Origin of the sequence: Brachybacterium vulturis (assembly GCF_043641765.1) — a bacterium.
GTDB classification, from domain to species: domain Bacteria; phylum Actinomycetota; class Actinomycetes; order Actinomycetales; family Dermabacteraceae; genus Brachybacterium; species Brachybacterium vulturis_A.
In genome coordinates this window covers 286,320-312,740 of record NZ_JBHZRO010000001.1, presented here as the reverse complement: position 1 = coordinate 312,740, position 26,421 = coordinate 286,320, and the positions used below count along the sequence as shown (strand labels likewise).

At 71.5% G+C, this 26,421-nt stretch carries 23 protein-coding genes; 10 read left to right on the top strand and 13 right to left on the bottom strand.

What is annotated here, in order from left to right:
- The first annotated feature begins 15 nt into the window (after positions 1 to 15).
- Positions 16 to 180 (top strand): hypothetical protein, encoded by a 165-nt coding sequence (locus tag ACHUEU_RS01400; protein ID WP_394214089.1) that lies wholly within the window; start codon positions 16 to 18, stop codon positions 178 to 180.
- 70 nt (positions 181 to 250) lie between these two features.
- Here the strand turns inward: ACHUEU_RS01400 and ACHUEU_RS01395 are convergent, their stop codons facing one another.
- A complete protein-coding gene (locus ACHUEU_RS01395) occupies positions 251 to 1,081 on the bottom strand; it encodes a sugar nucleotide-binding protein (protein ID WP_394214088.1) in 831 nt (276 codons plus the stop codon).
- A 13-nt stretch (positions 1,082 to 1,094) separates the two neighbouring features.
- Positions 1,095 to 2,183: a hypothetical protein gene (locus tag ACHUEU_RS01390; protein WP_394214087.1), complete on the bottom strand. Its 1,089-nt coding sequence runs from the start codon at positions 2,181 to 2,183 to the stop codon at positions 1,095 to 1,097.
- Between the two features lie 303 nt (positions 2,184 to 2,486).
- Between ACHUEU_RS01390 and ACHUEU_RS01385 the strand changes: the two genes are divergently transcribed.
- The 7 genes from ACHUEU_RS01385 (at position 2,487) to ACHUEU_RS01355 (ending at position 8,292) form a co-directional block, all read left to right on the top strand.
- A complete protein-coding gene (locus ACHUEU_RS01385; RefSeq protein WP_394214086.1) occupies positions 2,487 to 3,218 on the top strand; it encodes a CoA transferase subunit A in 732 nt (243 codons plus the stop codon).
- Position 3,219: 1 nt separating this feature from the next.
- Entirely contained in the window at positions 3,220 to 3,861 is a 642-nt protein-coding gene (locus ACHUEU_RS01380; protein ID WP_394214085.1) for a CoA transferase subunit B, read from the top strand.
- Between the two features lie 123 nt (positions 3,862 to 3,984).
- Positions 3,985 to 5,172, top strand: a complete 1,188-nt coding sequence (locus tag ACHUEU_RS01375) for a thiolase family protein (protein ID WP_394214084.1) — start codon at positions 3,985 to 3,987, stop codon at positions 5,170 to 5,172.
- 59 nt (positions 5,173 to 5,231) lie between these two features.
- Positions 5,232 to 5,750 carry a gamma carbonic anhydrase family protein gene (locus ACHUEU_RS01370; RefSeq protein WP_394214083.1) on the top strand — a complete coding sequence of 173 codons (519 nt, stop codon included), beginning with the start codon at positions 5,232 to 5,234 and terminating at the stop codon, positions 5,748 to 5,750.
- Positions 5,751 to 5,897: 147 nt separating this feature from the next.
- Positions 5,898 to 6,452: a hypothetical protein gene (locus ACHUEU_RS01365; protein WP_394214082.1), complete on the top strand. Its 555-nt coding sequence runs from the start codon at positions 5,898 to 5,900 to the stop codon at positions 6,450 to 6,452.
- Between the two features lie 59 nt (positions 6,453 to 6,511).
- Positions 6,512 to 6,934 (top strand): hypothetical protein, encoded by a 423-nt coding sequence (locus ACHUEU_RS01360; protein ID WP_394214081.1) that lies wholly within the window; start codon positions 6,512 to 6,514, stop codon positions 6,932 to 6,934.
- 140 nt (positions 6,935 to 7,074) lie between these two features.
- Positions 7,075 to 8,292 carry an adenosine deaminase gene (locus tag ACHUEU_RS01355; protein WP_394214080.1) on the top strand — a complete coding sequence of 406 codons (1,218 nt, stop codon included), beginning with the start codon at positions 7,075 to 7,077 and terminating at the stop codon, positions 8,290 to 8,292.
- A 46-nt stretch (positions 8,293 to 8,338) separates the two neighbouring features.
- Here the strand turns inward: ACHUEU_RS01355 and ACHUEU_RS01350 are convergent, their stop codons facing one another.
- From ACHUEU_RS01350 to ACHUEU_RS01335, 4 genes are all read right to left on the bottom strand, one after another.
- A complete protein-coding gene (locus tag ACHUEU_RS01350) occupies positions 8,339 to 9,649 on the bottom strand; it encodes a galactokinase family protein (RefSeq protein ID WP_394214079.1) in 1,311 nt (436 codons plus the stop codon).
- The gene (locus ACHUEU_RS01345; protein WP_394214078.1) at positions 9,646 to 10,449 is read right to left on the bottom strand and encodes a sugar phosphate nucleotidyltransferase; all 804 of its coding nucleotides are present in this window, start codon (positions 10,447 to 10,449) and stop codon (positions 9,646 to 9,648) included. Before ACHUEU_RS01345 ends, ACHUEU_RS01350 begins: the two co-directional genes overlap by 4 nt.
- A complete protein-coding gene (locus ACHUEU_RS01340) occupies positions 10,446 to 11,864 on the bottom strand; it encodes a phosphoglucomutase/phosphomannomutase family protein (protein ID WP_394214077.1) in 1,419 nt (472 codons plus the stop codon). Before ACHUEU_RS01340 ends, ACHUEU_RS01345 begins: the two co-directional genes overlap by 4 nt.
- 172 nt (positions 11,865 to 12,036) lie before the next feature.
- On the bottom strand, positions 12,037 to 13,341 hold the full coding sequence (locus ACHUEU_RS01335) for an ROK family transcriptional regulator (protein ID WP_394214076.1): 1,305 nt from the start codon (positions 13,339 to 13,341) through the stop codon (positions 12,037 to 12,039).
- A gap of 398 nt (positions 13,342 to 13,739) precedes the next feature.
- Here ACHUEU_RS01335 and ACHUEU_RS01330 point away from each other — a divergent pair, with 398 nt between their 5' ends.
- Entirely contained in the window at positions 13,740 to 15,698 is a 1,959-nt protein-coding gene (locus tag ACHUEU_RS01330) for a potassium transporter Kup (RefSeq protein ID WP_394214075.1), read from the top strand.
- A gap of 66 nt (positions 15,699 to 15,764) precedes the next feature.
- Here the strand turns inward: ACHUEU_RS01330 and ACHUEU_RS01325 are convergent, their stop codons facing one another.
- From ACHUEU_RS01325 to ACHUEU_RS01305, 5 genes are all read right to left on the bottom strand, one after another.
- Complete coding sequence (locus ACHUEU_RS01325; RefSeq protein WP_394214074.1) at positions 15,765 to 17,051, bottom strand: glycosyltransferase family 4 protein; 1,287 nt, start codon at positions 17,049 to 17,051, stop codon at positions 15,765 to 15,767.
- Positions 17,048 to 17,578: a PRC-barrel domain-containing protein gene (locus ACHUEU_RS01320; RefSeq protein ID WP_394214073.1), complete on the bottom strand. Its 531-nt coding sequence runs from the start codon at positions 17,576 to 17,578 to the stop codon at positions 17,048 to 17,050. The genes ACHUEU_RS01325 and ACHUEU_RS01320 overlap by 4 nt, the downstream gene beginning before the upstream one ends.
- A 105-nt stretch (positions 17,579 to 17,683) precedes the next feature.
- Positions 17,684 to 18,529, bottom strand: coding sequence for a TetR/AcrR family transcriptional regulator (locus ACHUEU_RS01315; RefSeq protein WP_394214072.1), 846 nt, complete (start codon positions 18,527 to 18,529; stop codon positions 17,684 to 17,686).
- A 20-nt stretch (positions 18,530 to 18,549) separates the two neighbouring features.
- Positions 18,550 to 19,650 (bottom strand): aspartate-semialdehyde dehydrogenase, encoded by a 1,101-nt coding sequence (locus ACHUEU_RS01310; protein ID WP_394214071.1) that lies wholly within the window; start codon positions 19,648 to 19,650, stop codon positions 18,550 to 18,552.
- Positions 19,647 to 21,014, bottom strand: a complete 1,368-nt coding sequence (locus ACHUEU_RS01305; RefSeq protein WP_394214070.1) for an aspartate kinase — start codon at positions 21,012 to 21,014, stop codon at positions 19,647 to 19,649. Before ACHUEU_RS01305 ends, ACHUEU_RS01310 begins: the two co-directional genes overlap by 4 nt.
- 852 nt (positions 21,015 to 21,866) lie before the next feature.
- Between ACHUEU_RS01305 and ACHUEU_RS01300 the strand changes: the two genes are divergently transcribed.
- The gene (locus ACHUEU_RS01300; protein ID WP_394214069.1) at positions 21,867 to 23,036 is read left to right on the top strand and encodes a hypothetical protein; all 1,170 of its coding nucleotides are present in this window, start codon (positions 21,867 to 21,869) and stop codon (positions 23,034 to 23,036) included.
- Between the two features lie 176 nt (positions 23,037 to 23,212).
- Here the strand turns inward: ACHUEU_RS01300 and ACHUEU_RS01295 are convergent, their stop codons facing one another.
- Both ACHUEU_RS01295 and ACHUEU_RS01290 read right to left on the bottom strand, forming a co-directional pair.
- Positions 23,213 to 24,796, bottom strand: a complete 1,584-nt coding sequence (locus tag ACHUEU_RS01295; RefSeq protein WP_394214068.1) for a mannitol dehydrogenase family protein — start codon at positions 24,794 to 24,796, stop codon at positions 23,213 to 23,215.
- A 247-nt stretch (positions 24,797 to 25,043) separates the two neighbouring features.
- Positions 25,044 to 26,168: a sugar-binding transcriptional regulator gene (locus ACHUEU_RS01290; protein ID WP_394214067.1), complete on the bottom strand. Its 1,125-nt coding sequence runs from the start codon at positions 26,166 to 26,168 to the stop codon at positions 25,044 to 25,046.
- Positions 26,169 to 26,421: the final 253 nt, after the last annotated feature.

Sequence of the window (26,421 nt, the reverse complement as noted above, 5' to 3'; positions counted from 1 at the left end):
TCCAAGGAGAACAGCATGTGCAGAGCCGCCACCTGCCGCACCTGCGGCAAGACCACCTGGGCCGGCTGCGGCCAGCACGTCGATCAGGTGATGCAGAACGTCCCGCAGACCGAGCGCTGCCCGGGCCACGCCGACGCACCCAAGCGCCCCGGCTTCTTCGCCCGGCTCCTCGGGCGCTGACCATGATCCGCCTGGCGTTCCGTCCCCGCCGCTGAGCCGACGTCCCGGCACGGCGCCTGAGCCCGCGCGGTCAGCACCCCAGGTCCGCCAGCATCGCGTCGTATCCGGAGCGGAAGTCCGGATGGCGCAGGGAGCCGAGCAGCTGCGTCCTCAGCGCCCCGCTCAGCACGGTGCCGTGGCCGGGATCGGGCTCGGCGGCGGGCGGCACCGGCAGTGCCAGCCGCTCGGCGATATGGGTGACCACCTCGCCGAGACGGGCAGGGGCATCATCGACGGCGTGCAGCAGTCGTGGCGGCTCCGGGTGCTCGAGCAGGGCGACCAGGAGGCGGGCGAGGTCCTCCTCGTGGATCCGGTTGGTGCGCCGCCGGTGTGCGACGGGTCGTCCCTCGCGCACCGTGCGCAGCATCCGGTCCCGTCCCGGGCCGTAGATCCCGGCCGGCCGCACCACGATCGCGTCGAAGAGCTCCCGCGCCGTCCGCTCACCGGCCAGGAGGCTGCGGGCCCGGTCGCCGAGCGGCTGCGGGGCATCGGCCTCGGTGAGCACGGGGGCGGGGTCCGCACGGTCCGCGTACCCCTCGAACACCCGGGTCGAGGAGACGAAGACGGTGCGCGCCGGCAGCTGCGGCAGGGCAGCGGCCAGGTGGCGCAGCGGGGTCTCGTAGCCGCCCGCGGCGTCCGGTGGCGGCAGGGTGATGACCATCGCGTCGACCTCGGGGAGCATCCTCTCCACGGGGTGCGCCAGATCCGCCGGCAGGGCGCGGAACCCCGCCGGCAGGCCGCTCACGCCGCGGCGCAGCGCGTGCACCTCTCCCCCGGCTCCCACCAGCGCCGCACCGGCTCGCCGGCCGAGCCGGCCGCAGCCCACCCACAGGGTGCGGGCGGGACGGTGCTCGCTGCTCATGCCCGCTCCTCCCTCAGTCCTTCTCCTCGGCGTACATCCGCTGCCGCTCGCGCTGACCGTGGGTGAGGCTGCGCAGATCGGTCTCCTTGTCGAAGCTCGACCCCAGCGCCCCTGCGACGATCCCCATCGCCGCGCTCAGCCACGCGATGTCCAGATACCGCACCACCTCGGCGTCACGCCCGATGATCTCGGACAGATACTCCGGGGCGATCACGATGAGCCCTCCGGCGAAGATCAGCACCACCAGAACGACATACAGCAGGCCGACGATCATCAGCAGCGTGAGCGCGGTGGAGAGGTTGTAGAGCAGCACCACCCGGGCGAGGCCCGCATTCTTCGGGGCATCCCACAGCTTGTTGCCGATGATCAGCCAGGCCGTGATCGCGAGCATCGCGAGCACCCCGATGCCCACCAGGCGCTGGGTGGACAGGTACATCGACATCGACCAGATCGAGCTGTAGAAGATGCCGAACGCCCCGGTCGCGGCGGCGGCGGCCAGGGCGCTGGAGAGCCGCGGCGCGGTGCGCAGCGGCTCATTGCCCATCACCATGCCGGTCACCGTCCGGGCCCCGCCGAGGAACCGTGAGGCCAGCAGGAGCGGATGCGCCTCGCCGCCGTCCCCCTCCCGCCACGTGGTCCACCAGCGCTCATAGCGCGAGGTGTCGCGGGCGTCGTGCAGCGGCTTCATCCGCACCGTGCAGCTCATCATCACATCGATGATCCGGCGCCCGGTGGTGACGACCCCCAGGGTGGGGCAGGAGATCACCGCGATGTTCTGCTCGGGGAAGATCTCGGCGATCAGCGGGTGGCCGTCCTGCACGCGCGGGATCTCGGTCAGCAGCAGCACCGCATCCGGGTCGCCGAAGGATTCCGACAGCTCCACCGCCTGGGAGAGGTCCAGCGTCTCATCCGCCTGCAGGCGCAGCATCGCCGTGCTCACCTCGAGGCTGATCGGTGGACTGTAGGCCTCGTCGAGCAGCTGCTGCAGCTGGCCCTCGATGGCGTGGGCTCTCGTCGTGGGCAGGCCGGGGTCCGCCACCAGCAGCACCCTGGCGCCCGTCGTGGGAACCTGGGAGCTCGGGGTCTCATGAGTGTCGTCCATGGTGCCCACCCTTGCAGGTCCGCCGACCGCGGGCACCTCGGATCACGGAGACTGACCAGACGGTTGCGCGAGCGCCTCCACGGCTGTCCGGCCGTCCACGACGGCCCCACCGTGCAGTGCTCCATGGGGACGCCGAAGGCGCTCCGTGGCTGTAGGAATCTACAAATCCCGCACGGGAATCCTGTCCACCCCTCTGTGGCACCGGTCACCGCGGACCGCATATGGTCGGGGTGACACGCCCTCGATGCGTCCAGCCGGTCGCGGCGCCGCATGGGGTTGACGCACTCGTTAGGAGGGACAGCGATGTCCAAGGTCACGGACGACGCCGCCGCCCAGCTCACCGCGGTGCTGCGCGACGGCATGACCATCGCGGTGGGAGGGTTCGGTCTGTGCGGGATCCCCACCGATCTGATCACCATCGTGCGCGACAGCGGGGTCAAGGACCTCACCGTCGCCTCGAACAATCTCGGGGTGGACGGCAAGGGCCTGGGCCTGCTGCTGGAGAACGGCCAGATCACCAAGGTGCTCTCCAGCTATGTCGGGGAGAACAAGCTGTTCATGAAGCAGTACATCGACGAGGAGCTGGACGTCGAGTTCGTCCCCCAGGGCACCCTCGCCGAACGGATGCGCGCCGGCGGCTCCGGCATCCCCGCCTTCTATACGCCCACCGGGTACGGCACCCCGATCGCCGAGGGCAAGCCCACCGCCGAGTTCGACGGCCGCACCTATGTCCTCGAGCGGGCGATCACCGCCGACCTCGCCCTGGTCCACGCCCACACCGCGGACCACTTCGGCAACCTCCGCTACCGGCTCACCGCCCGCAACTTCAACCCGATGGCGGCGATGTGCGGTGCGGTCACCTTCGCCGAGGCCGAGCACATCGTGGCTCCCGGCCGGATCGAGCCCGACGACATCCACACCCCCGGCGTGTACGTGCACCATCTGATGCAGGCCACCGCCGAGAAGGACATCGAGCAGCGCACCGTGCACCCCCGACCCGATTCGCCGCATTCCCAGACGCAGGAGGTGGCCTGAGATGGCCTGGACCCGTGACGAGATGGCCGCGATCGCCGCGGCCGAACTGCGCGACGGCGACTACGTGAACCTCGGCATCGGCATGCCGACCCTGGTCGCCAACAACCTCCCCGAGGGCGTGAACATCACCCTGCAGTCCGAGAACGGGGTGATGGGGATGGGTCCCTGGCCCTACGAGGGCGAGGAGGACCCGGACCTCATCAACGCCGGCAAGCAGACCATCACCCTGCTGCCCGGGGCGACCATCTTCGACTCCGCCACCAGCTTCGGCATGATCCGCGGCGGGAAGATGAGCTCCGCGATCCTGGGCGCCATGCAGGTCACCGGCAGCGGCGACATCGCCAACTGGCAGATCCCCGGCAAGCTCGTCAAGGGCATGGGCGGGGCGATGGACCTGGTCGCCGGCGCGAAGCGAGTGGTGGTGATGATGCAGCACGCCGCCAAGGACGGCTCGGCGAAGATCGTCCACGAGTGCTCCCTGCCGCTGACCGGCAAGGGCGTGGTGAACCGGATCATCACCGAGCTGGCCGTCTTCGACGTCACCGACCAGGGACTGGTGCTCACCCAGCTCGCGCCCGAGGTCACCCATGAGCAGGTCCGGGAGCTCACCGAGCCCGACTTCACCGTCTCCCTCACCGGCTGACCCGCCACTCCGCGGCCCGGACTCCGCAGCCCGGCCGGCCCGGTCGGCAACACGACCCGGTCGGCCTCGTCGGCGGGCCGGTCCGCACTCCCGCACGCCTGCTTCCGCTCCGAAAGGCTCCCCATGCGCCCCAGCGATGACCCGATCGTCGTCCTCGGCTATGCCCGCACCCCCGTCGGCTCCTACGGGAAGTCCCTCGCCGCCGTGCCCGCGCACGTCCTCGGGGCGACCGCCGCCAGGGCGGCCCTCGAGCGCGCGGGGGTCGCGGCCGAGGAGGTCGAGGAGTGGGTGATCGGCTGCGTCGGCGCGACCGGGCGCGACGCCTACATCTCCCGTCGCGTCGCGATCGAGGCCGGCGCCGCCGTCACCTCGACCGCGATGACCGTGAACCGGCTGTGCGGCTCCGGGATGCAGGCGATCGCGCTCGGCGCCGCGGAGCTGCGCAGCGGCGAGTCCGACCTCGTGGTCGCCGGCGGCACGGAGAACATGTCCGCCCAGCCGTTCCTGGACTACTCCGCGAAGCAGGGCTACTCGCTCGGGGACCGGGTGCTGATGGACGGCACCTCCGCGCTGATCACCGACCCCTTCGACGAGGTGCCGATGGGGGTGACGGCGGAGAACGTCGCCTCCCGGTACGGCGTCACCCGGCAGGAGCAGGATGCCTACGCGCTGGAATCCCAGCGCCGCGCCCAGGAGGCGTTGGCCGCCGGAGCCGTCGCCGCGGAGATCACCCCGGTGACGATCCGCGGCCGACGGGGCGAGACCGTCGTGGACACCGATGAGCACCCCCGCGCGGTGACCCCGGAGCAGCTCGCCGCGATGCGCACCGTGTTCCAGCGGGAGGGCGGCACCGTCACCGCCGGCAACGCCTCGGGCATCAACGACGCCGGCGCCGCGATGGTCCTCACCCGCGCCTCGGTCGCGCAGCGGCGCGGCCTGACCCCGCTCGCGGAGCTGGTGGACTTCACCAAGGTGGGCATCGATCCGGCGGTGATGGGCTACGCCCCCAAGCCCGCGATCGAGAAGATCCTGGACCGCAACCGGCTCAGGAGCAGCGACCTGGGCTGGATCGAGCTGAACGAGGCCTTCGCCGCGCAGGCCGTGCCGATCGTGCGCGACCTGGGCCTGGACCCGGCGCGGGTGAACCCGCTGGGCGGGGCGATCGCCTGGGGCCACCCGATCGGGGCGACCGGCGCGATCATCTCCGCCCGCACCATCGAGAACCTGCGGGTGACCGGTCGCGAGCTGGGCCTGGCGACGATGTGCATCGGCGGCGGGCAGGCCGTGGCGAGCCTCTGGCGGGCGCTGTGAGCGCCGAGCACGTACCGTCTCAGCTGTAGGCACATCCGTCGGACGAAGGAGCACCCGCCGTGACCATCATCGATTTCGAGGGCGCTGCGCCCCAGGTTCCCGAGACCGCCTGGGTGGCGCCGAACGCCACCCTGATCGGGAAGGTGACGCTCTCCGAGAGCTCGAGCGTGTTCTATACCGCCGTGCTGCGCGGGGATATGGACTCGATCAGCATCGGCGCCGGCAGCAACATCCAGGACGGCTGCGTCGTCCACACCGACGAGGGGTTCCCGGCGGTGGTGGGGGCCGGGGTCTCGGTGGGCCACCGGGCCGTGCTGCACGGCTGCACCGTCGAGGACGACTCGCTGATCGGCATGGGGGCCGTGGTGCTCAACGGCGCCGTGGTCGGGGCCGGCAGCCTGGTCGCCGCGGGCGCCGTGGTCACCGAGGGGATGCAGATCCCGCCCGGCTCGCTGGTGGCCGGGGTGCCGGCGAAGGTCCGCAAGCAGCTGGACGAGGATGGTCGCGAGGCGCTGCGGAAGAACGCTCGCGTCTACGTCGACCTCTCCGCGAAGCACCGTGGGACGAGCGCGGGCTGAGTTCCGCCGACTCCACCCCGAACCCACGTCGCATACCGGGCAATCATGCTAGATTCACGCATGCTCACCTTCCGGCGCCGCAGGCAGAGAATTGCTCTTCCAGGCCGCGCCACGCATGGTCTGACGGGCGGAGCTTCCCCCGAATACGTGGACACTCTGAACCAGGCGATGAGCCGGGTATCGGCCGAGATCGCGCGACGGTCCACGACGCAACAGGCAGTGCAGGCTTCGAGTGTTAGTGCGAGCGTGGCATTGGCGGGCGTGACTGTCAGCCACATCGGTGATGCGCGTTTGCTACTCCTCATCCCGATCCTGTCCGCTGCCTTCGGGTACCAATGGCTAGACCACCACAAGGCCATACAGCGCCTCGGGGAGTACATGTGGACCCGACTAGAACCGGAGCTCGCAAGGCATCTGAGCCTGGAGACCTCGCTGTGGGAGACCCACCTACGCGAAAATGGTCGTGACAAAGAAGGCACAAGCAACTGGACGTTCCCGATTCTCACCATCTTCTATGGGACGGCGCTCGTCGCGCTGGTGCTGGCGGGCCCGACCACGTGGACCAGTCTGCAAGGCGGGCCAGACATTTCGTCATGGGTCTCTCGTGTCTGGCCCACCACTCTCTGGGCTATTGGGTTTATCCTCACGACGATCGGAACTCTCAGCATGTCGAAGGAATTGCATGGGCGGCCCCGAAAGTGAATGCATCGTCAGCCCTTTCCATCGATGAAGTGTTCGACTTGTACTCGCCCTGTGTACGAGTGAAGATCCAGTGGTCGGTGCTTCGTGAACAGGGCACCCGCATCTCGCACGCAGCTATCCTCGACCGCGAGCAGCTCGGCGCCCTGTACACCGTCTGGTATCTGTCATCCGACGGCCAACATGAGAGCAGTTACGATCAGGCTGATGATCGCCCACTGACGATTTCCCAGGCGTTTAGTTCGTTCGACCGACTCGACAGCCTTCGCCAGCAGCAGGTGAACCGCTTATCTGCCCTCGATCTCGGGTCCTCGGTATTGTCAGTGCTGTGCTGCGAGGTCCCGGACGGCCTGCTAATCCTCGACGGTAACCACCGGGCATGCGCACTCTACGCCTCGGGTGTACGCGAGCTTCATATCCTCGCCACCATCATTAGTGGCCCTCTCAGCCGCACAGCACTTCCCGATCTTCAGCACTGGAGCTAGTTGGCCGGCGAGCCGGTCAGGTTTCACAGAGGAACTCACCACGTCGATAGCGCCGCAAAGTCCCGAGGGAACCGGCGACTTGGCATCTCCATCTCAGGGTGCTCTACAGACCAGAACGCTCTGCCGCGTATCCTGGGCAGATGGAACTCACTCCTGCCCTCGTCGCGGCGCTGCCGAAGGTCGCGCTCCACGATCACCTCGACGGGGGGCTGCGCCCCGGCACCGTGCTCGAGCTGAGCCGTGAACTGGGGCTCGAAGTGCCTGGACTGGAGGACCCGGCCGGCGCGACCCGTGCGGCCGACGGCTCCGACGAGGCTCAGCCGGCCGGCGATGCCGAGGACGCCCGGAAGGTCGCGGACTGGTTCCACGCCGCCGCCGATTCCGGCTCGCTGCCCGAGTACCTCTCCACCTTCGAGCACACTGTCGCCCTCATGCAGACGGCCCCGCAGCTGCGACGCATCGCGCGCGAGTTCGTCGAGGACATGGCCGCCGACGGAGTGGTCTACGCCGAGACCCGCTGGGGCCCGCACCAGCACACCGCCGGCGGGCTCAGCCTGGACGAGGCCGTGCAGGCGGTCCAGGACGGGCTCGACGAGGGGGTCGCCGCGGCCGCGGAATCCGGGCGACGGATCGTGGTGGGCCAGCTGCTGTGCTATCTGCGTCATCGCGAGCCCACCGAGGACCTGGTCGACATCGCGATCGCCCGCCACGGCACCGGTGTGCTGGGCCTGGACCTGGCCGGTCCGGAGGCCGGGTTCCCGGCCTCCTGGTTCCGTGCCCAGTTCGAGCGCGCCCGCGAGCATGGCGTGCGGGTGACGATCCACGCCGGCGAGGCCGAGGGCCCCTCCTCGATCGCCGACGCCCTGGACTGCGGCGCCGAGCGGATCGGGCACGGCGTACGGCTGCTGGAGGACCTCGAGGAGGAGACGGGCCCGGCCTCCCCGCAGCTCGGGCACACCGCCGCGCGGGTACACGAGGCGCAGATCTGCCTGGAGGTGTGCCCCAGCTCGAATCTGCAGACCGGCGCCGCTGCGGACTACCCCTCCCATCCCGTCGGCCCCTTGCACCGCCTGGGCTTCGCGATCGCGCTCAGCAGCGACAACCGCCTGATGAGCCGCACCCGCACCTCCCGCGAGATGCTGCTGGTGGCGCAGACCTTCGACTGGAGCCTGACGGACCTCGAACAGGTCGTGCTCACCGGGCTCGATGCGGGATTCGCCCCGACGGAGCAGCGCCAGGCGCTACGGGACGAGGTGGTGCTGCCGGCCTTCCGTGCCGTGCACGAGGCGGATCAGCACCAGGCCGAGCACCCGGATCCGGGTGCCGGCCCGAATCCGGACGAGAAGCTGGAGATCTGACCGCGCCCGGGTGCGCCGGCTCGGGCCGGCGCACCCGTCCGGGCGCTCAGACCGTGGCCGGGTCCACCCTCCGGCCCGGCGCTCCCGGCCGGGTCACCAGGGTGCTGGCCGTCTCCGGTGCACCCTCGGTGCGCAAGTAGCGCTCCCGCCAGGCGGCGGCGAAACCGTCCGCGTCGGCCGTCGGGACCAGTGCCCAGACGCTCCCGCCGAAGCCCGCGCCGAAGGCGGAGGCAGTGCGGGCACCGAGCTGCTCGGCGCTGCGCGCCAGCTCGATGGTCTGCGGGACCTGATTGCGCAGGTGCGTCTCGGCCAGGCGCTGCGAGGTGGTCGCCGCGGCGGCGAAGGCCTCGAGGTCCCCGTCCCGCAGCGCCGCCTGGGCGCGCGGCACCAGCACCGCGGATTCGAGCAGGAACTGGTCCAGCCGGTCCCGCTCCACACCCTCGGCGGCGAGGCGGCGCAGCGGCGCGAGCCGCTCATCGCGCGCCAGCGGCGAGGCCTCGCCGCCCGCGGGCAGCGGAGCGGTCAGCTCGACTCCCGGCAGCAGCGGGGAGTCCAGGTCGGATCCGACCAGGCAGCGCAGCGCCGCCTGCAGGGTGGCGTCGCTGCGGCCCGTCTCGCGGTTCCACCGTGCGGTGAGGTCGGCCAGCAGCGCCGGTCCCCGGTTGTAGAGCTCCTGGGCGCCGCCGGTCTTCTCCGCGAGCACGCCGCTGACGGCGACCACGAAGGACCATCCGCTCGGCAGCGCGACCCGGTCGATGACCCGCATCGGATCGAACTCCGCGTAGGAGATCAGCCCCTCCTCGCTCGCGAGCATCCCGGTGTGGTCCAGGGAGCCGCCGCTGGTGCCCACGCCGGGCCGGCCCGCCAGGGTGCCGAAGCTCTTGCCGTTCTCGATCGAGGCGGCATACCCGGCCAGTGCCATCCGATCCGGCAGCTGGGAAGTCCAGGCCGCGGTCTCGGGCAGGCCGTTCAGATCCGCGAGCGCCATCGCGGCGCCGGTGATCATCGCCGAGGAGCTGGACATGCCCGAGGCCGGCGGCAGGTCGGAGGAGACCGTGAGCCGGGCCGGGCGCAGCGGGCCGAAGTTGTCGGTCAGCCGGGCCAGGACGGTGTGGACGTAGCGACCCCAGTGTCCTGCCGGGAGCGTCGGCAGCGCCTCGGCCTCGAGGTGGAGGGCGCCCGGGTAGGCGTCGCTGACCGCTTCGAGGGTGCCGGGAAGGCCCGTGGTCTCCTCCGCGCGGACGGTGATCCCGCGGTCCACCGCGCAGACCAGCACCCGCCCGCCGCCGTAATCGGTGTGCTTGCCGAGCACCTCGATCCGTCCGGGCATCGCCCAGGTGACGGGGGTGGGCGTCACAGGGAGACCTCGACGCCGGCCAGGCGGCGCTGCACCTCATCGATGTCGTCGCGGCGCGAGAGGTCCATGACCCCGCCGGCGAAGGGCAGCACCTGGACCGTCCCCAGCTCCCGGACGGCGTCGACGATCTCCAGCTCCCCGCGGGGCGAGGGTTCGATCCTCGCGCAGGCCTCGAAGATCTCCGAGGTGAAGGCGAAGCAGTTCATGCTCACCAGGGCGTCCGGACCCGCGGCCGCGATGGTCTCGGCGTCGGGCTTCTCCACGATCTGCTCGAGCCGGCCGCCGGTCTGCTCGATGAGGGCGAAGGCGGCGATGCGGTCGGCGGCGATGTTGCTGCCGGTGACCAGGGAGGAGCGCTCGAAGCCGAGCAGGGCGTTGCCCTCGGCCTGCAGCAGGCGGCCGATTCCCTCGCCGGGGTAGAGGTTGTCGCCGTTGACCATGATGAACGGCTCCTCCCCCACGGCCTCGCGGGCGGAGGAGACGGCGTCGGCTGTGCCGAGCGGCTCCTCCTGGACGGCGAGGACCACCTCCAGTCGGGTCGGGGCGAGCTCGGCGAGGTGGCGGGTGAAGTCCTCGTGCTCGGGGGCGACGACGAGCACCGCCCTGCGGATCCCGGCGTCGGCCAGGGCGCTGAGCGAGTAGTCGATCAGACGGTGCTCGCCGATCGGCATCAGCGCCTTGTGGCCCGAGGCCGCGGCGGCGGCCTGCTCGGCGCTCAGGCTGGACTGGCCCTCGGCCCGCATGCGGGTCCCGAGGCCACGGGCGAGGACGACGGCGGTGGTGATGGTGGGGGTCATCATGCTCCCAGGTCGTAGTGGTCGGCGATGGTGCGGGAGAGCTGCTGGGCCTCCTCGGCGGTCTCCGCCTCGGAGAACACCCGGATCACGGGCTCGGTGCCGGAGAAGCGGATGGTCAGCCAGGAGTCGTCGGCGAAGTAGATCTTGCAGCCGTCCTCCCAGGAGATCCGGTCGATCTCGCGGTCGAAGCCCGGCAGCTCGTGCTCGACGAAGATCCGCTTCTGCAGCTCCTCGCGGCGCTCGGGGGTGTAGCCGTAGGCGGCCTCCTCCATCACCAGCGAGCCGTGCCGCTCCACCAGCTCGGCGTAGAGCTGGGAGAGCTTCTTGCCGGAGCGGGCGACCATCTCCACCAGCAGGCCGGCGGCCTGGATGCCGTCCTTGCCGGGGATGTGGCCGCGCACCGTCAGGCCGCCGGAGGACTCGCCGCCGATGACCGCATCGGTCTCGGTCATCTTCGCGCTGATCCACTTGAAGCCGACGGGCACCTCGTGGCAGACCTCGCCGTGCGCGGCCGCGACCCGGTCCAGCAGGTGGGTGGTGGAGAGGTTGCGGACCACCGGACCGGTCCACCCCTTCCCGGTGAGCAGGTACTCGTACAGCAGCACCAGCACCTGGTTGGGGCTGAGGTAGTTCCCCTGGTCGTCGATGATGCCCAGGCGGTCCGCGTCGCCGTCGGTGGCGATGCCGAGGTCCGCGCCCTGCTCGAGGACGGCCTGGCGCAGCGGCGTCATGCTGCCCTCGGCCGGGGAGGGCATGCGGCCGCCGAACAGCGGGTCGTGGCGGGCGTTGATCACCTCGACCTGGCAGCGGGCGCTGACCAGGATGGTCTGCAGGCTGGTCTGGGCCACACCGAACATCGGGTCCAGCACCACGTGCAGGTGCGCGTGGCGGATCGCCTCGAGGTCCAGCTGGTCGATGATCGCATCGAGGTACCAGTTGATCGAGTTCTGCTCGGTGACCAGCTCGCTGTCGTGCACCTCGTGCGGGGCCAGGGAGCGCACGTCGTCCGCGCTCAGGGTCGCCACGTGCTCGGTGAGCTCGTCGGTCACCCCGAGATCGGCGTCGCGCCCGCCCTCGGTGAAGATCTTCAGGCCGTTGTACAGGGCCGGGTTGTGGGAGGCGGTGACGGCGATGCCGTAGGCGGCGCCGGTCTGCTGCACCGTCCACATGCACATCGGGGTGGGCACCGGGCGGGTGATCACCCGCACCGGGATGCCGTTGCCGGCGAGCACCTCGATCGCCCACCAGGCGGAGACGTCGGAGAGGAAGCGGCGGTCGTAGCTGATCACCAGTCCCCGCTCGACGACGTCCTCGGCGTGCATCCGATCGGCGAGCGCCTGGGCGAGCAGGCGCACGTTCTCCCGGGTGAACTCGTCCCCGATGATGGCCCTCCAGCCACCGGTGCCGAACTTGATCATGCTCGCTCCTTCGTCGAGGGCGGCAGGGGTGCGCTGATCGCGCGGGAGCCCCGACACCTAAAACGTTCACGTTCAGAACAAACTAGGGGCCGCGGTGCCCGCTGTCAAGGGATTTCGCGGGCATCTTGACATGAGGCACTACGGGGATCAGGGCGAGGAATCGGTGGGCGGATCAGACCGAGGCGTCGGTGCTCAGGGGCGGGGCGAGGAGGGGGTCCTCGAGCACCCGCTCCAGCGCCGCCGCGGCCCCGCCGCTGGCCGCGGCCTCCAGGCCGAGCACGGACCCGCTGACCTCGACCCGTCCATCGGTGGCGAGCAGGCGCGCATCCAGGGCGGACTGCACCCGGCCCACCAGCAGATCCGCGAAGTACCCGAAGTAGCCGCCGAGCACGATCGCCTGCGGGTTCAGCACGTCCACCAGCACGCCGATGCCGCGCACCAGATCGTCGACCAGGCGCGTGAAGCGCTCGTGCAGGCGCGGATCACCGGCCTCCAGCAGCACCCGCAGATGCTCGAGCCGTTCCAGCATCGGCAGGCGCCCGGAGCGGGCGGGGTCACCCTCGTCGAGGACCGCGAGCACCGTGTCGAAGCCGACCATGGTCTCCCAGCAGCCCCGGCGCCCGCAGCGGCAGGCCACCCCTGCCGGATCCAGGCCGATGTGCCCCACCTCGCCGGAGAAACCGGACCAGCCGCGGATCAGCCGCCCCTCGGCGATGATGCCCGCGCCGACGCCCATGTCACCGGTGAGGTAGACCAGATCCGTGATGCCGCGCCGGGCCAGCCGCGGCGCCTCCGCGAGCGCCGAGAGCTTCGCATCGTTCTCCAGCGAGAGCGCCGGGTGCTCGGGGCCGAGGCGGGCGGCGAGCTCCTCCCCGATCGGCACATCCGTCCAGCCCAGGTTCGCGGCGACGCGCACGCTGACCCCCTCGTAGTCGATGGGGCCGGGCGGGGCGATGGTGACCCCGGCGACCCAGAGCCCCTTGCGGGAGGCGACCTCGAGGCTCTCGGCCAGCTGCTGCGCGACGTGGTCCAGGACCAGGCCGGGCGGGTAGGAGCGACCGTCCGCCACCGTCGCGTCCAGCTCGTAGGGCATGGGGACCGACGAGGTGAAGCGGACCTCCCCCGCGAGGTCCCGCAGGCAGACGGCGAGATAGTCGACGTTGAGCTCGAGCCCGATCCCGGCGACGTGCTGCGGCGAGATGCGCACCTCGGTGCCGGGCCGGCCCACGGTGCCCCGCCGTTCGACCTGGCCTTCCTGCACCAGCCCGAGCTCGGCGAGATCACTGACCAGCGAGGTCACCGAGGCCTTGGACAGTCCCGTCTCCTGGGCGAGGGTCGCGCGGGAGCGACCGCCGCGGGTGTGCAGGTGGCGCAGCAGCAGGCTCAGATTGGCCGAGCGCATCGCGGCGTGGCCCACCGGTGCCGCCCGGCGGCTCCCGCGCCCCGCCCCGCGCGGAGAACTGGGCGAGGACGTCATGGGCTCATCGTAGACGGGGCGCCGACGAGCTCCCGGACCGGAGCCCGCGCGCACGACATCGAACCGATGCCTCGACCGAGGGTGCATCCGGCCCGAACAGTGGCAGGATCGGAGATGTGCCCGAGGACATCTCGCGCTCGCCCCGCGCCGACGAGCCTCACCCCACGCAGGAGGAGCGGCCCCATCCGACCGACGGCCACACGCCCTCGGCCCCTCCCCCGTCGGCCCCGCGAGCCGCTTTGCGGCCGGCCGGATCCTCCTCGACGGTCCCGTCGGCCGCCTCCCCGGCGCACCCACCGGCGCCGGCCGCGCGGCCGCGCCCCCAACGCTCACGCCAGCACCGCCCTCAGCACTCCCGTCAGCACGCCCCCGGGCACCGCCACCTCGACCATCGGGGCGTGCCACGGCCCCATGAGCCGGTGCCGCTGCTGATGCTCGGTGCGCTCGGCGTGGTGTTCGGGGACATCGGCACCAGCCCGCTGTACGCGATGCAGACGGTCTTCAGCTCCCACCACAACGCGGTCGCGCCCACCTACTCCGATGTGCTCGGGGTGGTCTCGATGGTCACCTGGTGCCTGATCACCATCATCACCGTCACCTACATCGGCCTGATCATGACGGCGCACAACCAGGGCGAGGGCGGGATCCTGTCGCTGACCGCGCTGGTGCTGCGCAGGCTGGGCCCGGCGGCGAGCCCGCGGGAGGCGGGGGTCGCGCTGGTGCTGGGGGTCCTCGGCGCCGCCCTGTTCCTCGGCGACTCGCTGATCACGCCCGCGATCTCGGTGCTCTCCGCCTTCGAGGGCATCGAGGTCACCGGCGCCGTCCCGAACGCGGTGATCCTGCCCGGCGCACTGATCGTGCTCACCGCCCTGTTCACCGTGCAGCGCTGGGGCACCGGCCGCATCGGCGGCTCCTTCGGCGTGGTCATGGCGGGGTGGTTCCTGACCCTCGCCGCGATGGGGCTGCCGCACGTGCTGGCCCAGCCCACGATCCTGCGCGCCCTGTCCCCGACCTATGCGATCGCGTTCATGGTGGACCGGCCGCTGATCGCCTTCATCGCGATGGGCGCGGTGGTGCTGACCATCACCGGCGCCGAGGCGCTGTACGCGGACATGGGTCATTTCGGCCATCATCCCATCGCCCTGGCCTGGGGCTGCCTGGTGCTGCCGGCGCTGCTGCTGAACTACTTCGGGCAGGGGGCGCTCATCCTCTCCGACCCGGCCACGATCGCGAACCCCTTCTTCTCGCTGGTGCCCGAGCCGCTGCGGATCCCGCTGGTGGTGCTCGCGACGATGGCCACCGTGATCGCCTCCCAGGCCGTCATCGCCGGGGCGTTCTCCGTGGCCCGCCAGGCCATCCGGCTCAACCTGCTGCCGCGGCTGCAGATCACCCAGACCTCCTCCGTGCACGGCGGGCAGATCTACGTGGGCACCGTGAACCTGCTGCTGTTCCTCGGGGTGGCGACCCTGGTGCTGGTGTTCCAGCACTCCTCCGCCCTCGCCGCCGCCTACGGCGTCGCCGTCACCACGACGATCATCCTGGTGCTGGCGCTGTTCCTGCTCTACGCCCGCCAGATCCTGCACCGGCCGCTGTGGCAGGTGGCGCTGCTCGCGGTGATCGTGGGCGGGCTCGAGCTGGTGCTGCTGGCCGCAACCCTGATCAAGATCCCCGACGGCGGCTGGCTGCCGCTGCTGATCGCCGCGACGCTGACCACGATCATGCTCACCTGGCGGCGCGGCGCCCGCCTGCTGGCCGAGCGGCGCCGGGAGAGGGAGGGCCCGCTGGAGGACTTCATCGCCCGCTGCGCCCGCAGCGTGGCCCGGGTGCCGGGACTGGCCGTCTACCCGCACACCGATCCCACCACGGTGCCGCTCGCGCTGCGCACCGGGGTGCAGATGCACCACGTCCTCCACCAGCACGTGGTGATCCTGACCCTCGAGCACCGGCATGTGCCGCACGTCCACCGCGACGACCGGGTGCACGTGAACGTGCTGGGCGACGGCACCGACGGGCTGGTGCAGATCATCTACCAGGTGGGCTTCCATGACTCGCAGGACGTCCCCGCCGCGCTGCGCGCCGCCGTGGAGCAGCACGGCAGGCGCGGCGGCGACCGCCCCGCAGACGGCCCCGCCTTCATCCCCGAGCTCGAGCTCGACCTCGACGAGGCGATCTACGTGCTCTCGATGCTGCGCCTGGAGAAAGCACCGGGCGGCGGCGCGACCACGCAGGCCGGTGGGATGCCGCACTGGCAGCGGGCACTGTTCCGGCAGCTGAACCGGGCCTCGGCCCAGCGCACCCTGGTGCTGCACCTGCCCACCGATCGCACCGTGGTGATGGGAGCGGAGACCGAGCTGTGAGGGCTCCGCCGGCGGTGCCGCGGGCGCGGCTGCTCGGCCGCCCGGGCCCGGCCGAGGAGCAGCGGTTCAGTCTCGTGTGACCCGCTGGAGGATCTCCAGATAGCGGCGGGCGAGCACCTCATCATCGGCATGGTCCGCGACCCAGGCACGGCCGCTGGCCCGCACCGTCGTGCGGGAGCGCTCCGCCGCCAGCTCCCGCCACAGCTCGGTGAGCGCGCCGACGTCCTCGGGCGGGAGCACGTCCCCCGCCTGCGCCTCCCGCACCACATCCGCCGCCTCCCCCGCCAGCAGCGCGGTGATATGCCGGCCGGTCGCGAGGATCTCGTAGAGCTTCGAGGGCACGGTCCAGGCGAAGGGCTCCCAGTCGCGCAGCGAGACGAGGACGGTGTCCGCCCAGGCGTACTGCGAGCCCACCTCGCGGTGCGGGATCCGCGGGATCACCTCCACCGGGGCGTCGAGCTCATAGGCCAGCGCCGCCAGCGCCGGGGCCTCCACCCCGTGGCCCACCATCCTCACCTGGACGTCCACGCCCTCCCGGTGCAGTGCGGCGGCGGCCCGGACCACCGTGTCCAGCCCCTGTGAGCGGCCCATGTTGCCCAGGTACAGACAGCGCAGCTCGGGATGGTCCCCGCTGGGGTGATCACGCTGGCGCGCCACCAGGGAGAGGTCGGTGCCGTTGCGCACCACTCGCACCGGCTCCACGCCGCGCTCGCGCAGCACCTCGGCGAACCTCCCGGTGGTGGTGACCACGGCGCGGGCTCCGCTCTGCCAGCCGGTCACCCGCTGATGCACCGTGCCCTTCACCCGCGCCACCGCCCAGGACAGCGCCCGCCGCAGCACGCTGCGCCGTGCCGCGTGCACGGCCTCGGGGCCCAGCGCCCCGGCGGGGCCGACATGGGTGACCAGATCCGGCCAGGCGTCGCGCATCTCCACCACCAGCGGCACCTGCCACAGCAGCGAGAGCGCCCGGCCCACCATGAGGGTGGGGATCGCCGGGGCGGTGGCGATGATGACATCCGGCCGGGTGCCGGGCCGGGCGAAGCGCCGCCGCAGCCGTCGCAGGGCATCGGCGGCCGCGACCAGGTGGTCCGCCGTGCGGGAGGCGATGTCCGCGCGGTGCGGCAGGTAGGCGGTGCGCAGGATGACCTCCCCGTGCCGACCCCTCTCGACCGCGCCCACCCGGTGGCTGCGGCGCTGAGTGGGGGTGGGGCGGCCGGCCGGGTAGTGCGGCACCGGTGCGGCGACCGTGACCGGGTGCCCGGCGGCGATGAAGCGCGAGATCAGGGCCGACCAGCGGCGCTGCGGTGCCCCGAACTCGGGGCCGTAGTAGTGGGTGAGCAGCAGCAGTCTCATGCGCGGGCAGACCCCTCCTCGAGGTGCAGCGACTCCGCGGCCGCCCGCAGCTCCTGGGGCGTGGCATGCAGGGTCAGCGGAGGGGGCGTGCCCGCCTTCGCGGTGGCGGCGTCCACCAGCAGGTGCAGGACATGGTCGCCGTCCGGCACGGGCGCGTCATCGAGGGCGGGGCGGGGCGGGGCCGAGGACTCCCCGTGCACCTCCGGCAGGGCGGCGATCGCGATGGCCGGGATCAGCACGCTGCGGGCGCTGAGCTGCCGCGGCGTCACGGCGATCGCGGCCAGCTCACCGGTGGCGTCGCGGAGGTAGACATCCCGCACCCGGCCCACGGTCCTTCCGTCGCTGCCGTGCACGGTCACTCCGGCCAGCGCCTGCAGACGCCGGCGCCGTGCCCGGGCGCGGGGCCCGGGTTCCGACGCCGACGGCGCGGCGGGCTGGTCGCCGGGGGCGGCCTCGGCCGCAGCCTCGTCGGGCACCGACGGCGGCGCGGCGTCACCCGACCCGTCGGGTGCCGTACCGGGGCTCATCGGTCACTTCCGCAGGCGATCACAACCTGGGAGTCTACCGACCGGCCCGTTGCCGGGGGCCGCTGCCCGCGGCGTCCGGCCCTCCACGGCCGCAGGGACGCGAGCTCAGTCGGCGATCAGCTGCTGCACGAACGCCTGCACATCGGCGATCGGGTCGCCGTCGGCCACCTTCTGCAGCTCGCGCACGGTGCGCTCGCGCACCGTCAGGCCCAGCAGCAGCGAGAACAGCGTGCGCGCCAGGAACTTCGGATCCGAGCCCTCGATCAGCCGGCCGTTGGCCCTCAGGCCCGCCAGCACCTGCTCCAGCACATGCTCGTGCACCAGGCGCAGCCGGGCGATGCGGAAACGACCCGGATGATCCGGGTTGACCACCTCGGCGCTGAGCGTGGCCATCAGCGCCATCGAATGCTCGCGCGGGTCCCACGGCCCGGCCAGCGCCGCCACCAGGGACTGCGGGGAGGACTGCAGCACCTCGACGGAGTCCAGCAGCCCTTGGGCATGCGCCTCGAGCCGATCGACCACCGCCCCCAGCAGCGCCTCCTTCGAGGCGAAATGGTGCAGCATCCCCGGATGGGAGATACCCACCCGGCGGGAGATGTCGCGCAGGCTCGCACCGTGGTAGCCGCGCTCGGCGAACAGCGCGGCGGCGGCGTCGAGGATCGCCTCCCGACGGCCGGAGACGGCCGGCTTCCCGGCAGTGCGCTCACCCGGCACCGGATCGGCAGCACCGACGGGCGGGGCCTCGACCACGGTGCGCAGGTCCGGTCCGCCCTCGAGCTCGGCGGCGGAGATCGTGTCCAGGGTGCGCAGCACGCGCGACAGCGGATCCACGCTCGTGGCCGTGGCTCCGCCGTCCGCGTGCTCCTCGCCCACCCGGTCGGAGAACAACGATGACAACGGCGACGGTCCGGTCCCGGGGCCGGGAGGACCACTGGCAGCAGCGAGCGTCATCGGAGGTTCTCCTTCACGGGTCAGTTCTGCGCGATCAGTTCCGCGATCTGGATCGCGTTCAGGGCGGCGCCCTTGCGCAGATTATCCGCCACGACGAAGAACACCAGCCCCTTGTCCCCCGGGACCGACTGATCCTTGCGGATCCGGCCGACGAATGTTCCATCGCGGCCGGCGGCCTCGAGCGGGTTCGGCACCTCCACGACCTGCACGCCCGGCGCCGCTTCGAGCAGCTCCCGGGCGCGCTCGGCGGTGAGCGCCCGATCGAACTCGGCATGGACCACCAGCGCGTGGCCGCTCATCACCGGCACCCGCACGCAGGTGCCCGCCACCGGCAGGTCCGGCAGGCCCAGGATCTTGCGCGACTCGTTGCGGAGCTTCTGCTCCTCGTCGGTCTCGTCGCTGCCGTCGTCCAGCAGATTGCCGGCCACGGCCACCACGTTGAACGCGATCGGCTTGACGTAGACCTCCGGCTCGCCGAGGTCCACGGCCGAACCGTCGATCGCGAGCTTCTCGACATCGTCGACACCCTTGCGAACCTGACCGGCCAGTTCCGCCACCCCGGCGACGCCGGAGCCCGAGACCGCCTGGTAGGTGGCGACCTTCAGCCGCGCCAGCCCTGCCTCGTCGTGGAGGGTCTTCAGCGCCGGCATCGCCGCCATGGTGGTGCAGTTCGGATTCGCGATGATCCCGCGCGGCGGGTTCGCCAGCGCCTCCGGATTCACCTCGGAGACCACCAGCGGCACCTCGCCGTCGCGGCGATAGGCCGAGGAGTTGTCCACCACGGTCGCGCCCGCCTCGGCGAAGCGCGGGGCCAGCGCCTTCGAGGTGGAGCCGCCGGCGGAGAAGATCGCGATGTCGACCTGCTGCCCCTCGGAGGTGATGTCCGCCGTCTCGGCGTTCTCGATGGTCAGCGACAGCCCCGCGTACTGCACGGCCTTCCCGGCGCTGCGGGCCGAGGCGAAGACACGGATCTCCGAGTGCCTGACCGATCGGTCAGCGAGGAGGGTCAGCATCACACGGCCCACCTGACCGGTGGCGCCGACCACCCCGATGACGGGGCCATCGGCCGCATAGCCGGGGGTCTGCGAGAAGTCGATGGTGCTGGGGGTGCTGGTGTTCATCGTCCGGTCCCTCCGTAGACCACGGCCTCGGTCTGCTCGGCGTCGAGGCCGAACGCCGTGTGGATCACGCGCACCGCGTCATCGAGCTTGCTCTGCTCGGTGACCACGGAGATGCGGATCTCCGAAGTGGAGATCATGTCGATGTTGATGCCGGCCTCGCCGAGGGAGCGGAACAGCAGCGCCGAGACGCCCGGATGCGAGCGCATCCCGGCGCCGACGATGCTGACCTTGCCGATCTGGTCGTTGTAGCGGACCTCGGTGTACCCGATCTGCTCGTGCGCGTCCTCGATGGCCTTCAGCGCGGCGGGGACGTCCGCCTCCGGCAGCGTCAGCGAGATCGCGACCGTGTCGTCGACGGTGGAGGAGTTCTGCACGATCATGTCGATGTTCGCGCCGGTGCCGGCGACCACGTCGAACAGCAGTGCGGCGCGGCCGGGGAGGTCCGGCACCTCGACCACGGTGATCTTGCCTTCGCTGCGATCGTGGGCGACGCCCGAGATGATCGGCGCCTCGAGGCCCGGTGCGGTGATGTCCTGCATGGGGAGCTCCTTGCTCGGGTCTGCGGCGTCGCGTCGGACGACGTCCGCGGTGGGAAGGGTGACGTCGGGGTCGAGGGGGATCTCGCGCTGGGGATCGTCGGCGACGATCGTGCCCACGCGGCCCGAGTACGAGGAGCGCACGTGCAGCGGCACCCCGTACCGGCGCGCGTACTCGACGCTGCGCGCCATCAGGATCTTCGAACCGTTCGCGGCCATCTCCAGCATCTCCTCGCTGGAGATCAGCGGCACCCGGCGGGCCGCGGAGGCGATGCGCGGGTCCGCGGTGAACACGCCGTCGACGTCGGAGTAGATCTCGCAGACGTCCGCGTCCAGCGCCGCGGCGAGCGCCACCGCGGTCACGTCCGAGCCGCCGCGGCCCAGCGTGGTGATCTCCTTGGAGTCGTGGGAGACCCCCTGGAAGCCGGCGACGATCGCGACGGCGCCGTCCTCCACGGCCTCCTGGATGCGGCCCGGGGTGACGTCGCGGATCTGCGCGTTGCCGTGGTCGCTGTCCGTGATCAGGCCGGCCTGCGAACCGGTGTAGGCGCGTGCGGTGATGCCGACCTCGTTCAGCGCCATCGACAGCACCGCCATCGAGATGCGCTCGCCGGCCGTGATCAGCATGTCCATCTCGCGCGGCGGCGGGTTCGGGGTCACCTGCTCGGCGAGATCGATCAGATCATCGGTGGTGTCCCCCATCGCGGAGACCACCACGACCACCTGGTGACCGGCCTTCGAGTAGAGGGAGATGCGCTTCGCGACGCGCTTGACGGAGTCGGCGTCAGCGACGGAGGATCCTCCGAATTTCTGGACGACCAGGCTCATGAGGCGGTTTCCTTCGCGGTTGAGGACAGACGGGGTGGTGCGGGGACGTACGGTGCGTCGCACCGTGGACGCCTCGAGGGCGCCGTCCGATGGCGGGACGTCGGGCTGGATCGGCACCGCAGAGCTGCCCTGGATCCACCGCACCGGGAGCGGTCATCCCACTCGCCCGACGCGGCTCCGAGCGCCCTGCAACCGGGCACCAGCCACCGTCCAGTCTACGAAAATGCCTGGTCCTGGCCACAGTGACCTCGGCATGCGAGACAGTCCCCCAGGTCACGGCGATTCCGCCGCGTGACCAGCACAACATCCACCCGGGCGTGGCGGGGTCCGGCCGGGTTGACGCTCGGCGTACCCTGCGCCGGTGCGGGGTGGGCCGCTGGGCGGGCTACGCGGTGGGCCGCAGGTGGGCCGCAGGTGGGCCGCTGGGCGGGCTGCGCGGTGGGCCGCAGGTGGGCCGCAGGAGGGCCGCAGGTGGGCCGCTGGGCGGGCTGCGCGGTGGGCCGCAGGAGGGCCGCAGGAGGGCCGCAGGAGGGCCGCAGGAGGGCCGCAGGAGGGCCGCAGGAGGGCCGCAGGGGGGCCGCTGGTGGGCCGCAGGTGGGCCGCTGCGCAGGAAATGTACCGCCATGACTCATGCCGGCAAGCACATCGGTCTCCCGGCCAGCAAATCTGTGACACCGACACCGATCCCCGGCCTCATCAGAGCGGCATGCGAGCTTCCCAGCCGGCACCTGCGACCCCAGGACCCCGGTCCCAGCACCCCGGTCCCAGCACCGTTCCTCCACAGAGGCCCGCTGTCCCCAACGCGGCCCACCCGGAGCCGACCGCCCCGCACCGCGCCTACCGTCGACCGCTATGCGAGCCACAACGCTACCGCCGAGAGTTCTGCTCTCCAGCGCCGATTGGCGTGCCCGCGGGGTCTCGTCGAAACGTCTCGCGGGCCGCGACCTCACCACGATATTCCGCGGCTTCTCGACGCCGACCGCCGTCCCGGCCACCGTCAACACCATGTGTCATGTCCTCCAACAGGTGGTGGTCCCCGGTGCAGTGATCAGCCACGCGACGGTTGCCGCGCTCATGGGGATCGCGATCCCGTGGTGGATCGATAACGAGATCGGAAAGCTGAGCAGCGCCGCGTACCTCAGCGACTCGGTGCTCACCATCCCGAGCACTCTGCCCGTGACGCCTCGATCCGCCGGTCCCGAGGACGGCCACATGCCACCGCACTGGACCGAGCGGGTCGAATCCGGCCTCCCGCTCCGACGCGACGGCCGTTCGTACGGGCCGCCACGGGCTTCGAACCCACTGGAGACCCCGCCCCTGATGCATTGTCGGGTAGAACCGGGAACTCAGCGCTCGGCCGGACCTCACGTCGTGGTGCACCGGACCTCTGCACGCCCGACCTTCACCTATGGCGGGCTGGAGGTGTCCCATCCGTATGTAGCGCTTCTCGAGCTCGCCGGAGTACTCGAGCACGACGATCTCGTGATCGCGATCGATTCACTGATCGCCCGCCGGCCCCGAGTCACCGGCGCAGCACTCGAGGGGATCGTCGCTGCGGCAGAGTCGTACTCCGGTCTCTGGGGAGCAGTCCCTCTGCGAAGAGCTCTGGCAGACGCGCGCCCGCACACGGACTCCCCCGGAGAGACACGTACGCGGCTGCTGCTGGGACGCGCCGGGTTCCCCGAACCCGTCATCAATCTCCCGGTGCACGATCCGCATTCCGGGCAGATGCGCTACCTGGACATGGCCTACCCGGAGCTGAAGATCGCCGTGGAGTACGACGGCGACTATCACCGGCGCAGCAAGAAGCAGTGGAGGCAGGACCAGGCCCGTAAGGACTCCCTCGCGTCTGCGGGCTGGGACATCCGCACCCTCACCGGTCTGGACATCACGTCTCCGGCGCGGCTGCTGTCCGCTCTGCGTCGAACGTTCCGTCGCCTCGGGGCCTCTGCGCCACCGGAGAGCAACTGGTCCGGCCGCTCTGAGGCACGGCTCGGCCGCTCGCTTGGCCCACCGACCTGATCAAGGACGCCACTCGACGAGCTTCTGCGCCGCCGACGACCGATGTCTGGGCCCAGACCAGTCGCGAGCGGCGCAAAAGATCCATCCATGCTCCCCGTCGGCACGGCCAGCCGGCCAGTCGGCCAGTCGGCCCGTCGACCAGCCAGCCCCGCGACCAGCCCCCGCGACCCGTCCGGTCAGGCCCCCACGGCGAGCTCCTGGAGGAGGGTGCGGGCGCCGTCTGCGCGGAGAGTCTCGAGGGCGTGGAGGTACGGGGCGGTGAATGCCTCCTGCGAGGCGAGATCACCGAAGAGCTCCTCGTCGCGGAGGAAGGCGAGCAGGTCCTCGTCATGGCGAGCCGCGGCGGCCATGACCCGGTCGCGGAGGCGGTCCACGACCGGCCACTCCTCGCCGTTCTCGCCCGAGCCCTCGGCGTAGCGGGCCCAGGAGGCGACGATCGCTGCCGAGGCCGTGACGTCGCGACCGGCGGCGAGGTTCTCCTGGATCACCGGGACCAGCCAGGTGGGGATGCGGTCCGAGGACTCGGCGGCCAGGCGGGCCAGGGTGTCCTTGATCTCCTGGTTCGCGAAGCGCGCCATCAGCTCGTCCTTGTAGGCGGCCAGGTCGATGCCGGGGACCTCGGGCACAGCGGGCGTGCCCTCGCGATCCATATAGAGCACCCTCGTGAAGGGTGCGAGATGCTCATCGACCGCGGCCTCGTCGGCGTAGGTCTGGCCGAGCAGCAGCCCGAAGTAGGCGATGGCCTGGTGCGAGCAGTTCAGCAGGCGCAGCTTCATCAGCTCGTACGGCTCGACGTCCTGGACCATCTGCACCCCGACCTCCTCGTAGGCGGGGCGGCCGGCAGGGAACTCGTCCTCGAGGACCCACTGGACGAAGTCCTCGGCGACCACGGGCCAGTCGTCATCGATGCCGTAGTCGCTGCTGATCATCTCGATGTCCGCGGGCGCGGTGACCGGGGTGATCCGGTCCACCATGCAGTTGGGGAACGCGACGTCGGAGTCGATCCAGTCGGCGATCAAGGCGTCACCGTGCAGGCCGTTCTCGTCGCGACGGCGGGCGTAGGCGAGGATCATCCGCTTGGCGAGGTCGCCGTTGCCGCGCACGTTGTCGCAGGACATCACGGTGAACGGAGCGGTGCCGACCTCGCGGCGTCGGCGCAGCGCCTCGACGACGTAGCCGAACATGGTGCGGGGGTGGCCGGCGCGGTGCGCGGTGTCCGCATCCTCCCCGTCCGCCCCGGCCCGGGCCGCCGCCGGCGCGCCTCCGGCATCGAAGCGGGTGACGAGGTCCGCGGCGACCGCCTCGGTCTCGAACTGGAACTCTCCGGTGGAAGGGTTGTAGTTGTAGCCGCCCTCGGTGACGGTGAGCGAGACGATCCGCACCGCCGGGTCCGTCATCTGCGCGAGCACCGCCTCGGGGTCGTCCGGGGCGAAGAGGTAGCGGGCGATGGAGCCGATCAGCCGCGGGTCGCGGGTGCCGTCGGGAGCCTTCGTGACCAGGGTGTACAGGCCGTCCTGGGAGGTGAGTGCGTCACGCATGCGGGCATCGCCCGGCAGCAGGCCCACGCCGCAGATCGCCCAGTCGCGGTCGCGGCCGGCGTTCATCAGGCGATCCAGGAACATCGCCTGGTGCGCGCGATGGAAGCCGCCGACGCCGAAGTGGACGATGCCGATCGTGCGCTCCTGGAGCGGGTAGGTGGGCACTGCGACCTCGCCGCGACCGGCGACCTCGGGCAGTGCAGAAGCATTCAGATCCGTCATGGCTCATCCTTCATCGGCAAGTGCGGGCAAGGCCGACGATACACAGCTTTACCACAAATGAGCAGGGGCAAACGCTCATCTGTCCCACATCCCGGCCATCGCCTGTGGCATCGCCATAGAACGCGGTCGCGTCAGCCGACGGACGGGCGCGGTCGCGTCAGCCGACGGACGGGCGCGGTCCCGACTGCCGATCGACGCACCCCTGCCGCACCGCCCGCACAGCACACCTGCCCGCCGCGGCAGCACCTCAGGCCAGCCGCGCCGCTACCTGGTCGGCAAGATCAGGGGCGAGCACGAGGTCGTCCACGAGGCCGGAGCGTGCCGCCGCGATGACTGCCTCGGGATGACCGATCGCCGGGGCCGCGGCGATCACGCGCGCCCGTCGCAGCTGGTCGGGGCGCACCCCGATGACCCGATCCTCCATCGCCGAGTGCCACACTGCCCCGTCGCGGTCCAGGAGGATCCCGCTGATCTCGGCGACGACCCCCGCATCCCGGGCCCGCTGCTGCTCATCGGGCCGCAGCCGGGCCCAGAGTGTCGAGGCACCTGCGGACCAGGCTCCGATCGACACCGTGGCCACGTCGAGGGTGTCGGCCGCGTCGAGCGCCGTGCGCACCTCCTCCATCGACCTCAGCGACGCCGCGACCTGCGGGGAGTCCACGATCAGCGGTGTGGGCAGCGCCCAGACCTGCCCGCCGACGTGCCTGCCGAGGGCATGGACCAGCCCGGAGGACTGCGCGGTGGAATAGCCCTTGGCGCTGAGCGGGCCGACGAGCTGGACGATGTCCGCCGACGGCAGCGGGCCGAGGGCGTCCGGGAGATGCATGAGGGTGCGGGACCACGCGACCCCGAGGCGACCGCCCTCCCGCAGGTGGGCGCGCAGCAGGCCGGCGACCTGCCGCGCGATCGCGGCACGCACCGACTCCCCCGGGCGGGACGAGGCGACGGTGACCGAGGCGACCCCGAGCTGCCGGGCGAGCGGCGCGATATCGCGGCCGGCGGCCGTCGGATCCACGATCTCGATGCGCACGATGCCCTCTTCGCGCGCCTCGTCGAGCAGCCGCGCGACTTGGAAACGGGAGAGCCCGTGCCGACGTGCGAGCTCCACCTTGGAGACGCTGTCGAGGTGGTGCTCGGTGGCGAGGACGACCTTGAGCGCCTCGTCGGCCTCACCATCGGCCGGCGGAGCGGGCGACGAGGCCGCCGGGGCGGCCGAGTCCGAGGCGCCCCTCGGCGCGGCCCTGCCCGACGAGCCCGCCGGAGCGGCATCGGTCGGCGCCACGCCCGAGGCGTCCGCCGGCGCCGCGCCGGAGGCGCCCGTCGCAGCCGCGCCCGGCGCCTTCTCGCGCCCGGGCGTCCCGTCGCATCCCATGACGACCCCCTTTCCACCCGCTCCTGCAGTCGACATCTGCGACCCAGAGGTTGCTCAGCTGAGCATATATCGCTAGAGTCACTCTCAGTTGAGAAGCTAGACCCATCAGATGAGAGCGTCGGCGCTGCTGCCGACCACACCCCCGACGGGCCGTCGGCGACACTCGCACCGGGGCCCGCCGAGTCGAAGGGCGCGCCTGCCTCCGGCCACCGGGCCCACCCCTCACCCCGCCGACTCCCCGGACCGCTGATCC

Excerpts from the sequence above, each read along its gene's own strand:
- ACHUEU_RS01400 (WP_394214089.1), top strand. The coding sequence starts at position 16 with ATGTGCAGAGCCGCCACCTGCCGCACCTGCGGCAAGACCACCTGGGCC.
- ACHUEU_RS01395 (WP_394214088.1), bottom strand. The coding sequence starts at position 1,081 with ATGAGCAGCGAGCACCGTCCCGCCCGCACCCTGTGGGTGGGCTGCGGC.
- ACHUEU_RS01390 (WP_394214087.1), bottom strand. The coding sequence starts at position 2,183 with ATGGACGACACTCATGAGACCCCGAGCTCCCAGGTTCCCACGACGGGC.
- ACHUEU_RS01385 (WP_394214086.1), top strand. The coding sequence starts at position 2,487 with ATGTCCAAGGTCACGGACGACGCCGCCGCCCAGCTCACCGCGGTGCTG.
- ACHUEU_RS01380 (WP_394214085.1), top strand. The coding sequence starts at position 3,220 with ATGGCCTGGACCCGTGACGAGATGGCCGCGATCGCCGCGGCCGAACTG.
- ACHUEU_RS01375 (WP_394214084.1), top strand. The coding sequence starts at position 3,985 with ATGCGCCCCAGCGATGACCCGATCGTCGTCCTCGGCTATGCCCGCACC.
- ACHUEU_RS01355 (WP_394214080.1), top strand. The coding sequence starts at position 7,075 with ATGGAACTCACTCCTGCCCTCGTCGCGGCGCTGCCGAAGGTCGCGCTC.
- ACHUEU_RS01345 (WP_394214078.1), bottom strand. The coding sequence starts at position 10,449 with ATGATGACCCCCACCATCACCACCGCCGTCGTCCTCGCCCGTGGCCTC.
- ACHUEU_RS01340 (WP_394214077.1), bottom strand. The coding sequence starts at position 11,864 with ATGATCAAGTTCGGCACCGGTGGCTGGAGGGCCATCATCGGGGACGAG.
- ACHUEU_RS01335 (WP_394214076.1), bottom strand. The coding sequence starts at position 13,341 with ATGACGTCCTCGCCCAGTTCTCCGCGCGGGGCGGGGCGCGGGAGCCGC.
- ACHUEU_RS01325 (WP_394214074.1), bottom strand. The coding sequence starts at position 17,051 with ATGAGACTGCTGCTGCTCACCCACTACTACGGCCCCGAGTTCGGGGCA.
- ACHUEU_RS01320 (WP_394214073.1), bottom strand. The coding sequence starts at position 17,578 with ATGAGCCCCGGTACGGCACCCGACGGGTCGGGTGACGCCGCGCCGCCG.
- ACHUEU_RS01315 (WP_394214072.1), bottom strand. The coding sequence starts at position 18,529 with ATGACGCTCGCTGCTGCCAGTGGTCCTCCCGGCCCCGGGACCGGACCG.
- ACHUEU_RS01310 (WP_394214071.1), bottom strand. The coding sequence starts at position 19,650 with ATGAACACCAGCACCCCCAGCACCATCGACTTCTCGCAGACCCCCGGC.
- ACHUEU_RS01305 (WP_394214070.1), bottom strand. The coding sequence starts at position 21,014 with ATGAGCCTGGTCGTCCAGAAATTCGGAGGATCCTCCGTCGCTGACGCC.
- ACHUEU_RS01300 (WP_394214069.1), top strand. The coding sequence starts at position 21,867 with ATGCGAGCCACAACGCTACCGCCGAGAGTTCTGCTCTCCAGCGCCGAT.
- ACHUEU_RS01295 (WP_394214068.1), bottom strand. The coding sequence starts at position 24,796 with ATGACGGATCTGAATGCTTCTGCACTGCCCGAGGTCGCCGGTCGCGGC.
- ACHUEU_RS01290 (WP_394214067.1), bottom strand. The coding sequence starts at position 26,168 with ATGGGATGCGACGGGACGCCCGGGCGCGAGAAGGCGCCGGGCGCGGCT.